Origin of the sequence: Spirillospora sp. NPDC000708 (genome assembly GCF_040299565.1) — a bacterium.
Classification (GTDB): Bacteria; Actinomycetota; Actinomycetes; order Streptosporangiales; family Streptosporangiaceae; genus Spirillospora.
The window spans coordinates 90,885-104,538 of record NZ_JBEPCJ010000004.1; the positions used below are offsets into that span (position 1 = coordinate 90,885).

At 73.9% G+C, this 13,654-nt stretch carries 10 protein-coding genes and 1 pseudogene; 4 read left to right on the plus strand and 7 right to left on the minus strand.

Going from position 1 to position 13,654, the window contains the following annotated elements; genetic code table 11:
* Positions 1-246 precede the first annotated feature (246 nt).
* Complete coding sequence (locus ABT299_RS04720) at positions 247-756, plus strand: HNH endonuclease (RefSeq protein ID WP_173095744.1); 510 nt, start codon at positions 247-249, stop codon at positions 754-756.
* Positions 757-788: 32 nt separating this feature from the next.
* Positions 789-1,007 carry an FmdB family zinc ribbon protein gene (locus ABT299_RS04725; RefSeq protein ID WP_190864213.1) on the plus strand — a complete coding sequence of 73 codons (219 nt, stop codon included), beginning with the start codon at positions 789-791 and terminating at the stop codon, positions 1,005-1,007.
* A 223-nt stretch (positions 1,008-1,230) separates the two neighbouring features.
* On the opposite strand, the gene ABT299_RS04730 is transcribed toward ABT299_RS04725, so the two are convergent.
* The 3 genes from ABT299_RS04730 to ABT299_RS04740 form a co-directional block, all read right to left on the minus strand.
* Positions 1,231-1,584 (minus strand): DUF1330 domain-containing protein, encoded by a 354-nt coding sequence (locus tag ABT299_RS04730; protein ID WP_433149817.1) that lies wholly within the window; start codon positions 1,582-1,584, stop codon positions 1,231-1,233.
* 137 nt (positions 1,585-1,721) lie between these two features.
* Complete coding sequence (gene ilvD, locus ABT299_RS04735) at positions 1,722-3,572, minus strand: dihydroxy-acid dehydratase (protein WP_500249775.1); 1,851 nt, start codon at positions 3,570-3,572, stop codon at positions 1,722-1,724.
* Between the two features lie 432 nt (positions 3,573-4,004).
* Positions 4,005-4,832 (minus strand): nuclease-related domain-containing protein, encoded by an 828-nt coding sequence (locus ABT299_RS04740; protein WP_190864207.1) that lies wholly within the window; start codon positions 4,830-4,832, stop codon positions 4,005-4,007.
* A gap of 355 nt (positions 4,833-5,187) precedes the next feature.
* Between ABT299_RS04740 and ABT299_RS04745 the strand changes: the two are divergent.
* Positions 5,188-6,485, plus strand: a pseudogene (locus ABT299_RS04745) (amidase).
* 28 nt (positions 6,486-6,513) lie between these two features.
* On the opposite strand, the gene ABT299_RS04750 reads toward ABT299_RS04745, so the two are convergent.
* Positions 6,514-7,701, minus strand: a complete 1,188-nt coding sequence (locus tag ABT299_RS04750; RefSeq protein WP_190863558.1) for an ROK family transcriptional regulator — start codon at positions 7,699-7,701, stop codon at positions 6,514-6,516.
* A 194-nt stretch (positions 7,702-7,895) separates the two neighbouring features.
* Here ABT299_RS04750 and ABT299_RS04755 point away from each other — a divergent pair, with 194 nt between their 5' ends.
* Positions 7,896-11,408, plus strand: a complete 3,513-nt coding sequence (locus tag ABT299_RS04755) for an alpha-N-acetylglucosaminidase TIM-barrel domain-containing protein (RefSeq protein ID WP_500249776.1) — start codon at positions 7,896-7,898, stop codon at positions 11,406-11,408.
* A 111-nt stretch (positions 11,409-11,519) separates the two neighbouring features.
* Here ABT299_RS04755 and ABT299_RS04760 read toward each other — a convergent pair whose 3' ends face one another.
* The 3 genes from ABT299_RS04760 to ABT299_RS04770 all read right to left on the minus strand — a co-directional run bounded on the left by ABT299_RS04760 (position 11,520) and on the right by ABT299_RS04770 (position 13,653).
* Positions 11,520-11,840 carry a co-chaperone GroES gene (locus ABT299_RS04760; protein ID WP_190863563.1) on the minus strand — a complete coding sequence of 107 codons (321 nt, stop codon included), beginning with the start codon at positions 11,838-11,840 and terminating at the stop codon, positions 11,520-11,522.
* A gap of 10 nt (positions 11,841-11,850) precedes the next feature.
* Positions 11,851-12,759 carry an NAD-dependent epimerase/dehydratase family protein gene (locus ABT299_RS04765; RefSeq protein ID WP_500249777.1) on the minus strand — a complete coding sequence of 303 codons (909 nt, stop codon included), beginning with the start codon at positions 12,757-12,759 and terminating at the stop codon, positions 11,851-11,853.
* Between the two features lie 72 nt (positions 12,760-12,831).
* Positions 12,832-13,653: a serine protease gene (locus ABT299_RS04770; RefSeq protein WP_500249778.1), complete on the minus strand. Its 822-nt coding sequence runs from the start codon at positions 13,651-13,653 to the stop codon at positions 12,832-12,834.
* Position 13,654 lies beyond the last annotated feature (1 nt).

Genomic DNA, 13,654 nt, shown 5'->3' on the forward strand with positions numbered 1-13,654 from the left:
GGGCGTCCGGCAGGGCGTCCGGCGCGCAATGCCTGGGTTTTTGCGTTCGATCTGGCCCTTCGATGGGGATATTTGGGGTAGCGGTCGGGCTCCCTCAGCCGCCACACTGATTCCAGGTCGGTTCGCCTCTGGGGAGGTCCTCATGGCGAGTGCGCAGGTGCCGGAGACAATATTCGGGCCTCGGTGCGAGGCGCGGTCAGCCGCGTCCGCCGAGGCGAAACCCGACACGCCGGCGGAGGCCGTCTGATGAGACAGGTCCTTCTCCTGAACGCGACGTACGAACCACTCACCACGCTCCCGCTGCGGCGGGCGGTCTGCCTCGTGCTCCGGGAGAAGGCCGAGATCGTCCACCACGACGTCTCGGGGGCCACCCTGCATTCGGCGACCATGGAGGTCGAGGTCCCGTCGGTGATCCGGCTCCGCCGCTACGTCCGGATCCCGTTCCGGACCCGCGTCCCGCTCACCCGCGCCGCCCTCATGCGCCGCGACAACTTCCGCTGCGTCTACTGCGGCCGCCGCGCCGAGACCATCGACCACGTCCATCCGCGCAGCCGCGGCGGGAAGCACGTCTGGGAGAACTGCGTCGCGTCCTGCATGACCTGCAACCACCGCAAGGCCGACCGGCTGCTGTCCGAACTCGGCTGGACGCTCGGGATGACCCCCGGCGTCCCGCGCGGGGCGCACTGGCGGCTGATCGGCATCGTCCACGACGGCGACCCCCAGTGGGCGCCGTACGTGACCGAGCCCGCGGCGTGACCGGGGCGGCCGCGTGACCGTATCCTGTCCTCGTGCCACGCTATGACTACCGCTGCCGCGCGTGCGGGTCGACGTTCGAGGTCTCCCGCCCGATGATCAACGCGTCGGACCCGGCGACCTGCCCGGCCGGCCATGACGACACGGTGAAGCTGCTGTCCACGGTCGCCGTGACCGGCACGTCCCGCGGCGGCGCCCCCGCGCCTCCGCCGAGCGCGGGCGGCGGCTGCTGCGGCGGGGGCTGCTGCTCCTAGGCCGTGTTTCACAGTCCCGGCCCACTTTCGCTCGCCTGGCGGCTCGCTACGTGACCGGGCCTGGGCGAACGCGGCATCGCTTCGCGATCTGCCCGGCTCCGCTCGCCTCCGGCTTCGCTCCACCGGCCAGGTCACGCGTTCGCACGTGCGGCCGAGGCCACTTCGAGGCAGGCCCTCGCCCCACCTCGGCGCTGCGTCGCCCCGATCCCGGGGGGCCGGTGCGCTAGCCCTGCTGTGCCATCGCGGCGCGGATCCCGGCGGCCATGGCGGCGCTGTCGTGGTCGGGGCCGCAGCCGTCGATCAGCATGATCGTGCCCGGGACGTGGTCGGCGCGCAGGTGCTTGATCTCCTGGTAGGCGGGCGAGTCGTACCAGGCCCGGGCGCTGTCGATGTCCGGGAACTCCAGCAGGATCAGGTCGCCCTCCCACGTCCCCTCCCGTACGTCGGGGGTCTCGCCGTGCACGATGAAGCGGCCGCCGAACGGGTCCATGGTGGCCTGGATGCGCTCCATGTAGGTGAGCACGTCGTCGTGGATCGGCAGCTGGGTGCGCAGGTGGCCGAGGGCGTAGGCGGTCAACGTGACTCCTCCGGGTCGTGGATCCCGGGGCCGCCCGGAGGGGCGGCCCCGCTGACGTGATCCACTATCGGCCCGGAAGGGGAACGGCGGCGATTACCCAGCGGGTAATGCATCAGCCTCGCTAGGCCGGGTTCGTGTCAGTCCAGCTGCGAGACGTCGCGGGCCGCGCCGGTGGACGCCGACGTCGCCATCGCGGCGTAGGCCCGCAGTGCCGCGCTGACCTTGCGGTCCCGGTTGCGGGGCCGGTAGCCGCCGAGGTCGGCGAGCAGCTTCTCGCGGCGGGTCTCCAGCTCGTCGGCCGGGACGTCCAGCTCCAGCGTCCGGTTCGGGATGTCGATCACCACCCGGTCGCCGTCCTCGACGAGGGCGATGATCCCGCCGCCGGCGGCCTCGGGGGAGGCGTGCCCGATGGACAGCCCGGACGTGCCGCCGGAGAACCGCCCGTCGGTGATCAGCGCGCACGCCTTGCCGAGCCCGCGGCCCTTCAGGAAGCTCGTCGGGTACAGCATCTCCTGCATGCCGGGGCCGCCCTTCGGGCCCTCGTACCGGATGACGACGACGTCGCCGGCCTTGACCTTGCCGCCGAGGATGCCCTCGACGGCCTGGTCCTGCGACTCGAAGACGACGGCGGGGCCGGTGAAGGTCCACAGCTCCTCGTCCACGCCGGCGGTCTTGACGATCGCGCCGTCGGGGGCGATGTTGCCGCGCAGCACGGCGAGGCCGCCGTCGGCGGTGTAGGCGTGCTCGACGGAGCGGATGCAGCCGTTCTCGCGGTCGAGGTCCAGCTCCTCCCAGCGGGCGCTCTGCGAGAACGCGGAGGTGCTGCGGACGCCGCCGGGCGCGGCGTGGAACAGCTCGACGGCCTCGGGCAGCACGTTCGGGGAGCGGACGTCCCACTTGTCGACGAACTCGGTCAGCGACGCCGAGTGGACCGAGCGCGCCGTGTCGTGCAGCAGCCCGGCGCGGTGCAGCTCGCCGAGCAGGGCGGGGATGCCGCCGGCGCGGTGGCAGTCCTCGACGTGGTACTTGCCGGTCGCCGGGGCGAGCTTGCAGATGCACGGCACGCGGCGGGACAGCTCGTCGATCTCGGTGAGGCCGAAGTCGACGCCGCCCTCGTAGGCGGCGGCCAGCAGGTGCAGGATCGTGTTGGTGGAGCCGCCCATGGCCACGTCGAGGGTCATGGCGTTCTCGAACGCGTCGCGGGTGGCGATGTTCAGCGGCAGGACGGACTCGTCGTCGCCGTCGTAGTAGCGGCGGGCGATCTCCACGACGGTGCGGCCGGCGTCCTCGTAGAGGCGGCGGCGGGCGGTGTGGGTGGCGAGGACGGTGCCGTTGCCGGGCAGGGCCAGCCCGATCGCCTCGGTGAGGCAGTTCATCGAGTTGGCGGTGAACATGCCGGAGCACGACCCGCAGGTCGGGCAGGCGCTCTCCTCCATCTCGAGCAGCTTGTCGTCGGCCAGCGACGCGTCGGCGGAGGCGATGATCGGGTCGATCAGGTCGAGCTTGTTGCCGTCCATCACGCCCTCGACGGGCTTGCCGGCCTCCATCGGGCCGCCGGAGACGAACACGGTGGGGATGTTCAGCCGCATCGCGGCCAGCAGCATGCCCGGGGTGATCTTGTCGCAGTTGGAGACGCAGACGAGGGCGTCGGCGCAGTGCGCGTTGACCATGTACTCGACGGCGTCGGCGATCACCTCGCGGGACGGCAGCGAGTACAGCATGCCGTCGTGGCCCATGGCGATGCCGTCGTCCACCGCGATCGTGTTGAACTCGCGGGGCACGCCGCCGGCCTCGCGGACGGCGCCGGCGACGACCTTGCCGACCTCGTCGAGGTGGACGTGGCCGGGCACGAACTGGGTGAAGCTGTTGGCCACCGCGACGATCGGCTTGCCGAAGTCCTCGCGTTCGACGCCGCTGGCCCGCATGAGCGCGCGGGCGCCCGCCATGTTCCTGCCATGGGTGACCGTACGTGACCTGAGCGGGGGCATCTTAAGACCTCTCCAACCTGTGCCGTGGTGCCGTGCCGCCGGACGCGTCGCCGCGCCGGGGTCGGCGGGCGGGAGCGAGCGGTGCGCGGTGGAAGCTCTCAGCGGCGGATCGCGACGCTGCCGCCGGCTCAGCGGAGGTCGCGCGCGGGCCGGCCTGTGTCATCCGATGCTACAAGGTCGGGGCCGGAGCTTGGAAAAGCCGGGCACGGCGACGATCGGGTCAGGGGCCGGAGGCCGGGGAGGGCGGCTCGGCGGGCCGGGTGTTCGGAGGGCCGGGGGCTCGGTGGGCCGGCGGGAAGGAGCCGGGCCCGCGAGGGGCCCGGTGGGCTCGGCTTCGAGCGTTCGGGCGGCCCAGGGACAGGGCCGCCCCGGGTTGACGGAGTCCCGCGCCGTTGCGGGATCCGGTGTCGTGGCGGGTCCGCCGCCGCGGGATCAGCCGTACTTGGGCGGCAGCGCCTTCTCCGCCGCCTGGAAGATCCGCTGGACGTCGGTGTCGGTGAGGATCTTGGGGCGGCGGCGCAGGTACGAGCGGGCCCGGTTGCCCGCGTACACGTCGACGTCCCTGACCCGCATGACCTTCCACGGGATGGACGGCCCGTAGATGGCCACCGAGGGCTGCACGGGCACCTCGAACCCGACCTGCCCGCCGATGATCTTGCTGGCCTGGTCGGCCTCCCAGCGCGCCTCGTCCAGCCGGTCCTTCTTGTTGAAGGGGCCGTGGAAGAGCTTGCGGTGGGACAGGGTGCGCACGGGGAGGCGCTTGTCCCACTTCTCGGAGTCGATGGCGTAGACGCCGCTCGGCCCGATCACCAGGTGGTCGATCCGCCCGTCGCTGACACCCTCGTCGTCGCGCGGGACGGCCCGGGCGTGCAGCACGAGGTAGCCGTTGCGCTGCAGCGACCTGAGCTGCTTCTCGGTGCGCCGTTCGGCGGCCGAGGACTTCTGCCAGGCCGGGATGCTGGAGTTCCGGCGGGACCGGCGGACGACGTCCACGACGACCGCGAGGACCGCCGCGGTGATGCCGAGCCTGCCGCCGAACACCAGGGTGACGACGATGAGCACCGCCACGGCGACGCCGATCCGCCACGCCCAGGTCCGGACCCGGGGGTCGGCGAGCATCGCGGTGGGCGTCCGGTCGCCGGGGGGACGCTTCTCCGGCTCCTGCATGGGGGGCTGCTCCTGCGCCTCGTCCAGCTGCTCGGGGTCGTCCACGGGCTGTCCCCGCGCCTGCTGTGTGTCGCCCCGCTCCGTGATCGCCATAAGTGACGCTCCGTATTCCTTTCCTATCGGGGGCATGATCCTCCGAGCGCAGAGTAATCATCATGCGCGTCGACGACTAGTCATGCAGGGTTAATCTTTTGTCGCCGGACGTGAGTGATTGACTTCCGCGCACGGCGGGTACGTGAGTCTTCTACCACCTCTTCCCTGGCAGAGAGTCTCTGCTTTTTGATGCCCGCGGTCGAGCGGTCTAGCGTTCCGGTTCGTGACACATCTCCATGACCTCGGCGCTAGGGAGGCGGCTGACGCCGTCCGCTCGGGGCGGCTGTCCCCGGTCGAGCTGACCGACCACTACCTGGACCGCATCGAACGGCTGAACCCGCAGGTGGGCGCCTATGTGACGGTCACCGCGGAGGCGGCGCGCGAGCAGGCCGCGCGGGCCGAGAAGGCGGTGCTGGACGCCGCTGACCCGGCGGACCTGCCGCCGCTGCTCGGGGTGCCGGTTCCGGTCAAGGACCTGAACATGGTGGACGGCGTGCGGATGACTTCTGGTTCATCCGTTTTTGCCGATTTGACCGGATTTGCGGATGACAGCGTCGTGCGGCTGCTGCGCGCGGCCGGAACGGTCATGCCGGGCAAGACCGCCGTGCCGGAATTCGGGCTGCCCTGCTACACCGAGGGCGACGTCGCGCCGCCCGCCCGCACCCCGTGGGACACGGCCAGGTCGGCGGGCGGCTCCAGCGGCGGCGCGGCCGCCGCCGTGGCGCTCGGCCTCGCGCCGGCGCGCACGGGAGCGACGGCGGCGGCTCCATCCGGATCCCCGCGAGCTCCTGCGGGCTCTTCGGGCTCAAGACGTCCCGGGGCCGGATCAGCGCGGGACCGGACGGCGCCGACGTGAGCGGCCTCGCCGTCCAGGGCCCGCTGGCGCGCACCGTCCGGGACGCCGCCGCGATGCTCGACGTGATGGCGGTGCCGATGCCCGGCGACCCGCACTGGGCGCCGCCGCTCCCGGACGGCGAGACCTTCCTCGGCCACGCCGGCCGCGAGCCCGGACGGCTCCGCATCGGCCGCTACGCCCGGCCCGCCGCGCCGGGCGTCGACGTCGACCCGGCCTGCGTCGAGGCGTGGGAGCACGCCTCCCGCGTGCTGGAGGGCCTCGGGCACGACGTCGAGGACATCCCCACGCCCTTCGGCCCCGAGGTCTCCGACCTCTTCGTCACCGTCTGGAGCGTGCAGTCGCTCGGCCCCGCCGTCGCACCGGGCGCGGAGGAGGCGCTGCGCCCCGTGACCCGTGCCTGGCGCGCGTACGGGCGCCGGATGGACGGCGCCGCCTTCGCCGCCGCGATCGGCGGGATGCAGCGCGCCGCCCGCGCGTCCATCGAGGCCACGGCCCGCTACGACGCCGTCCTGACGCCCACGCTGGCGGCGCTGCCGCAGCCGGTGGAGTTCTTCGACGAGAAGGACACCGAGCCGCTCGACAACCTGCGCAGGCAGAGCGCGTTCAGCGCGTTCACCAGCGTCTACAACATGACCGGCCAGCCCGTCGCCAACCTGCCGCTGCACCGTACCGGCACCGGCCTGCCGGTCGGCGTCAGCCTGGTCGGGCGCCCGGCGGGAGAGGCGGCGCTGCTCGCGCTCTGTGCCCAGGTCGAGGCGGCCGACCCGTGGATCCGGCACCGCCCGCCCGAGTGGTGACGCCCGGCGTCCCGCGCGCCGCGGCCGGTCAGACGGGGAGCCGCCCCCAGACCTCGTCGAGCGCGAGCCGCAGGGCGCCGGTGAGGACGGTGTCCTCGGCCAGGCCGGAGAACTCGACGGCGGGCGGGGTGAGGGTCAGCCCGCCGAGGTGCCGGGTGATGGCCGTCAGCAGCACCGACCCGGCGCGGGCGACGCCGCCGCCGATCACGACGGCGTCGGGGGCCAGCACGAGCACGGCCGGGGCGATGGCGTGCGCGAAGGACGCGGCCACCTCGTCGACGACCTCGACGGCCGCCTCGTCGCCGCCGGCGGCCGCGGCGAAGACGGCCGCCGCGTCGAGCCCGTCGGCCCGGAGGGCGGTGCCGGGGCGGTAGCGGGCGGCCCGGCGGGCCCGCTCGGTGATGGCCTCCGCGCCGATGGCCCGCTCCAGCGGCCCCCGGCCGTCGCCGGTGTCGGGGACGTCGCCGGGCGGCCGGATGAAGCCGATCTCGCCGGCGGACCCGGTGCCGCGGTGCAGCCGGCCGCCGATCACGACGCCGGCGCCGAGCCGCTCGCCCCACTGCACGGCGAGCAGGGTGCCGGCCCCGCTGCGCTCCCCGGCGACGGCCAGCGCCGCGAGGTTCGCGTCGTTCTCCACCTGGACGGGGCAGCCGAAGCGGCCCCGGAGGTGCTCGGACAGGTTCACCGACGTCCAGCCCGGGACGCTGGGCGCCAGCAGGATCCGGCCGGACGCGGGGTCGACGATGCCGGGCGTGGCGACGACCACGGCGGCGATCTCGTCCGCGCCGAGCCCGGCCTCGGCGAGGGCGCGCGCGACCGCCTCGTCGACGACGCCGAGCAGCCGCCCGGCCCCGGTGTGGTCGACGGGGAGGCGGACGGCGGCGAGGCGGTGGGCGGCCAGGTCGTCGATCCCGGCGCTGACGGTGTGCGGGCCGACGTCGAGGCCCAGCACGGGGGCGGCGCGGCCGCGCAGCGAGACGCGGACCGCGGGGCGGCCGCCCTGCGGGGACGCCGCGGCCGGGTCGTGCTGCTGCAGCCACCCCTCCTCGACCAGGTCGTCCACCGCCTGGCCCACGGTGGGGCGGGTGAGGCCGGTCAGCCTGACCAGCTCGGCCAGCCGCACGGGCTCGGGCGCGCAGTCGCGCACCGCGCGCAGCACGGCGGCGGTGTTGAGGCGGCGCAGCACCGGGGTCCCGACCGCCCGTTCGTCTCCCATCGCCCCTCCGAAAGATCGTCCGGACCCCTTGACCGGAGGGCCCCGCGCATCGATTATGAACTTCGTCCTGGTATTGCAAGGACTTTAACAAACCCCCGCGCGGTGGAGGTTCCGCCATGGTGTTGGGCCGTAGACCGGACAGACGACAGGCAAGACCACGGGGCAGACGACGAGACGCCGGGCGGCGCTCACGGGTGCTCGCCGTCGCGGTGGCGGCGGCACTCGCGGTGCCGTTCGCCGGGGCGGTGCCGCCGGCGGCCGCCCGGACCGGCCCCGCCGGAGCACCGGCCGCGGCCCCGCGGACCGGGCCCGCGGCGCAGGCGCTGGAGCGGATCCTCGGCCGGCAGCGGGCCGCGCAGGTCACCCTCCAGACGATCGGGAAGGGCACCGGCGCCGACCGGTTCCGCATCTCCGCCGCCGGCGGCCGGCTGGTGATCGCCGGGACGTCCCCGGCCGTCCAGCTCACCGGCTTCGGCTGGTACCTGCGCAAGGTCGCGCACGCCGACTACGCGATCGGCGGGGCGCAGCTCGACCTGCCCGCCCGGCTGCCGCTGCCGGCCGCGCCGATCGAGGAGGACGCCTCCGTCGCGCACCGGTTCGCGCTCAACGACACCAACGAGGGCTACGCCGGCGCGTACCTGAGCTGGGACGAGTGGCAGCGCCGCATCGACGCCCTCGCGCTGCACGGCGTCAACGAGGTGCTGGTGTACGAGGGCCAGGAGGCCGTCTACCAGCGGGCCTTCCAGCGGTTCGGCTACAGCGCCGAGGACATGCGCAAGTGGATCCCGCAGCCCGCGCACCAGGCGTGGTGGCTGCTGCAGAACATGTGCTGCACCGGCTCGCCGATCTCCCAGCAGCTGATCGACCGGCGCGCGGCGCTCGCCCGGCGCATCGTCGACCGGCTCCGCGAGCTCGGCATCACGCCCGTCCTGCCCGGCTACTACGGCACCGTTCCGACGGACTTCGAGACCCGCAACCCGGGCGCGAACACCGTCCCGCAGGGTACGTGGAACGGTCTAGAGCGTCCCGACTGGCTCGACCCGACCGGGCCCGAGTTCGGGAAGGTCGCGGCGGCGTTCTACCAGGCGCAGACCCAGCTCTACGGCCAGAGCAGCATGTACAAGATGGATCTGCTGCACGAGGGCGGCAGGGCCGGGTCGGTGCCGGTGGGGCCCGCGTCGAAGGCCGTCCAGGACGCGCTCGAAGCCGCCCACCCGGGCGCGCTCTGGGTGATCCTCGGCTGGCAGAGCAACCCGCGCAAGGAGACCCTCGAAGCCGTCGACCGGTCCCGGATGTTCATCGTCGACGGCATCACCGAGCAGCCGAGCGTCACCGACCGCGAGACCGACTTCCTCGGCACCCAGTACGCCTTCGGCACGATCTGGAACTTCGGCGGCCACCAGAACTTCGGCGCCGGGCTCACCGTGTGGAACGCCAAGTTCCACGCCATGCGCACCAAGCCGGGCAGCGCGCTGAACGGCATCGCGCTGATGCCCGAGGCCATCGACAACAACCCCGCCGCGGTGGCGTTCTTCACCGACATGCCGTGGGAGGACGGGCCGGTCGACATGGACGCCTGGCTCTCCGAGTACGCCGCCGCCCGCTACGGCGCGGCCGACCCGCACGCCGTCGCGGCCTGGCGGATCATCGGCCGCACCGCCTACGCGTGGCCGGCGGGCAAGGACACCCGGCACGTGACCGCCCTGTTCGACGACCAGCCGAGCCTGAACGACACCGGCACGGCCCTCCAGTACGACCCCGCCGAGTTCGAGCGGGCGCTGCGCGAGCTGCTGCAGGTCGACCCGCGGCTGCGGCGCTCCGAGGCGTACCGCTACGACCTCGTCGACGTGGCCCGGCAGGTCCTCGCCAACCGCGGCAGGTCGCTCCTGCCGAAGATCCGCGCCGCCTACCAGGACGGCGACCGGGCCGCCTTCGACCGGCTCACCGACCGGTGGACGGCGGAGATCGGGCTCATGGACCAGGTCCTCGGCACCGACCCGAACTTCCTGCTCGGCACCTGGCAGAGCGAGGCCGCCCGCCAGGCGGCGGACCGGAAGGAGGCCGCGGCCCTCGACTACGACCTCAAGTCGCTCGTCACGCTGTGGCAGACCGAGAGCCCCGGCCTGCAGGACTACGCGCGCCGCGAGGTCAACGGCCTGGTCGGCGGCTACTACGGCGAGCGCTGGACGATGTTCTTCGACGAGCTGAAGCGCGCGATGAGGACCGGTGCGCAGCCCAAGGAGATCGACTGGCGCGCCGTCGCCGAGAACTGGGCCCACGCCGGAACCCGCTACCCCGACCGTCCGCACGGCGACGCCTACCGGCTGGCCGCGCGGATCGCCGAGGAGCCCGCGGGCGCGCTGGCCCTCGCCTCCGACCGGAAGGGGATCACCGCGGGCGGCACCGTCCGCGTCACCGCGACCTACACCAACGAGTCGACGCTGAGCGCCGCGAGCGGCGTCCGGTTCGCGCTGTCGGCACCGTCCGGCTACACCGTCCGCGAGGCGGCCGCCTCGTCCGGAGCGGGCGATGTCGCACCCGGAGCCACCGCCACCTCGACGTGGACCGTGACGGCCCCCGCCGACGCCAAGCCGGGCGCGCTGCCCGGCCTGGACGCGACCGTGTCGTGGCGCAGCGGCAAGGGCGGGACCGAGCAGGCGAACGCGCACTCCCTGCTGATGGTCGGCGGAAGCACGATCGGCGCGCCCTACAAGACGACGGCCTCCGCGCCCGCCGAGTACGCGCAGGATGGCGGGACGATCGGGATCGCCGCCGGCGGCGAGGACGTCTGGGGCGCCACCAACGAGCTCGCCACCGTCTACACCGAAGGCGGGCTCGCCTCGGGGCACGCGGTGTCCACGAAGGTGACGCAGTTGGACGGCGCTTCGCCGTACTCCCGCGCCGGGCTGGTGGCCGCCGCCGACCTGACCAAGGCCGGCTCCGGCGGATACGCCGACATCGCCGTCACGCCCGAGCACGGCTGCGTCTTCTCCTACGACGCCGACGGCGACGGCAGGCTCGACCATGTCACCGAGGTCGGCGGGTTCACCGCCGGCGACGTCCGGGTGCGGCTGCGCAGGGACGGCGACCGGATGACCGGCTCGTGCAGCTCCGACGGCGAGAACTGGACCGTCGTCGGCTCCGGCGCGGTGTCCGGCGCGTCCGGCGCCGAGGACGTCGGCATGTTCGTCAGCGCGGTGAACCGGCACACCGGCCAGGAGGCGATCGCCCGCTTCGACGGCGGCGTCACCGCCACGCCGGACACCTCGCGCGACGGGTCGGGCGACCAGCTGCAGAGCCTGCGCAAGCCGGTGACGGCGCTGTCGTCGGAGTCCGGGCGGCCGCCGGAGGCCGCCAACGACGGCAGCCGCGCCAACTCGCCGTACTGGGGAGGGCAGCTGACCTACGGCGAGACGTGGTGGCGCGTCGATCTCGGCGCCGTCAACGCGGTGTCCCGCGTCAACGTCCGCAACTACGTCGACGGGACCCGCTACTACACCTACCGGCTGGAGGGCAGCCTCGACGGCGAGCACTGGTTCACCCTCGGCGGCCGCAACGGCCCCGCCCCCGCCACCGACGCGGGCGACACGATGAACACCGAGGCGAAGGCCCGCTACATCCGCGTCGTCGGCCTCGGCAACACCGCCAACTTCACCTTCCACCTCACGGAGGTCAGCGTGTACGGCACGCCCGTCGCGAAGACCTGACCGCCCGACCGGAGGGCGGGGCGCGGGACGGCCGGACCGTCCCGCGCCCCGCCCTCGCCGGTACGGGCCGCTCGCCGTTACGGGTCGTTCGGCGTTACGGGTCGTTCGGCGTCAGAGGTAGAGGCCGGTGCCGTGCTCGGGGCGCTCGCTGGCGACCGCGTGCAGGTCGCGCTCCCGCATCACCAGGTAGTTCTCGCCCTGGATCTCGACCTCGTACTGGTCGCCGGGGTGGAACAGGACGCGGTCGCCCACCTTGACCGTGCGGACATGGTGGCCGACCCCGCACACCTCGCCCCACACCAGCCGGTTGGCCTGCTCGACGGTCGCCGGGATCACGATGCCGCCGGTGCTGCGGCGCTCGCCGGCGTCCTTCTCGACCTTGATCATGACACGGTCGTGCAGCATCTGGACTTCGAACTTCGGGTCGGACACGCTGGAGAGTTTATCCGTCCCCGCGGGTGAGGGCGGACCACGAGCCCCGGATGATCTCCCGGAGGCCCGACCGCTCCGGCCGCCAGCCGAGTTCGGCGCGGATCGCGGCGGAGTCGCAGACCAGCACCGGCGGCTCCGGCTGCGGCGGCCGCCGCAGCGTCGGGACGGGCCGCCCCGTCACCTCCTCGACCGCCGAGACGACCTCGTGGACGGCCGTGCCCGCACCGCCGCCGACGTTGTACACGCGGTCCTCGCCGAGGGCGACCGCCTCCAGCGCGGCGACGTAGGCGGCGGCGAGGTCGTCCACGTGCAGGAACTCGCGGACGGCCAGCCCGTCGCCGTTGATCTCCAGCCGGGGCGCGCGGCCCGCCGCCACCGCGAGCGCCTTGGGGATCAGGCGGGTCTCGTCCGGGTCGATCCGGCCGTCCACCGAGCCCGCGACGTTGAACGTCCGCAGCACCACCGCGCCGATCGCGCCCGTCCGGGCGTGGTACCGGACGGCCTGCTCGGCGGCCAGCTTCGACGCCCCGTACGGGTTGGACGGCGCGGTGGCCTCCGTCTCGGGGATCGGCTGCCGCTCGGGCGTCCCGTACACGGCGGCGGTCGACCCGAACACCACGCGCGCCCCGGCGGCGGCGTGCAGGACGTTGACCGTGCCCTGCACGTTGGCGGTGAAGAAGCGCAGCGGTTCCTGGAACGACTCGCGGACGCGGGTGAGCGCCGCGAGATGGCACACCCCGTCGTACGGTCCGGATGGCAGCGAACCCGGGTCGAGGACGTCGCCGCGGACGGGCCGCACCCCGTCCGGGAGCGCGGCGTCCCGCCGGGTCAGCCCGTCGACGTCGTGCCCGGCGGCCGCCAGCCGCCGCGCCACCGCGTACCCGATGTAACCCGCCGCCCCCGTCACCAATACGCGCATGCGTCACAGCATCGCCGCAGGCGGGGTCGCGGCGCCAACCGCTGCCCGCTTCCGGCCGGGCGCCGCGCGCGGCTAGGGCAGGTCGGTGACGCGCGTGTAGACGCCGGGATAGCCGGGCTTGGCGCAGCCGTAGGCCCAGGAGGTGAGGGCGACGACGCGGCCGCCCACCAGCAGCGGGCCGCCGCTGTCGAACTGGCAGGTGTCGGCCTTCGGCGACCCGGCGCACGCCATGTCGGACGCGTCGTAGGAGCCGCCGTACGCCTTCTTGCAGGCGTCGTCGCCGGGCAGCGGCACCTGCGCGGAGCGCAGCCGGGTGTTGAACCAGTCGGACTCGGACGTGGTGCCCCAGCCGGCGACCACGCCGCTCGTGGCGGACCCGGGGGAGCCGAGCGGGACGGTCGGCCGGTCCACCCGCCGCGAGAGGGTGAGGACGGCGACGTCGTGGTGGCTGACCGTCTCGCCCTTGAAGGACGTCTCGCTGTACTTCGGGTGCAGCTTCACGGACGTGACGGACACGCTCTCGCCGCCGCCGCCGGACAGGTCGTCGCGGCCGAAGGTGACCTTGAGCAGGCCGGGGACGCCGCGCAGCACCGACACGCAGTGCCCGGCGGTGAGGAGCCGGTCCGGCTCGATGAGGACGCCGCCGCAGAACTGGCCCGCCGGGCGCACGAAGAAGACCGGCGAGCCGACGGCGGCGAGCCACGGGTAGGAGGCGGCGGAGGCGGGCGCGCCGCCGACCACGGCGGACGCGGGGGAGGCGGCGAAGGGCAGGAGGGCGGCGCCGAGGGCGGCCGCGGCGAGCGCGGCCGAGCCGAGGGCCCTGCCCGGCACCCGTCTCCGGGCGGGCGCCCGGCGGGGCGCCGCCCCCGGAGACGACGGGAGGAAGGGGGCCATT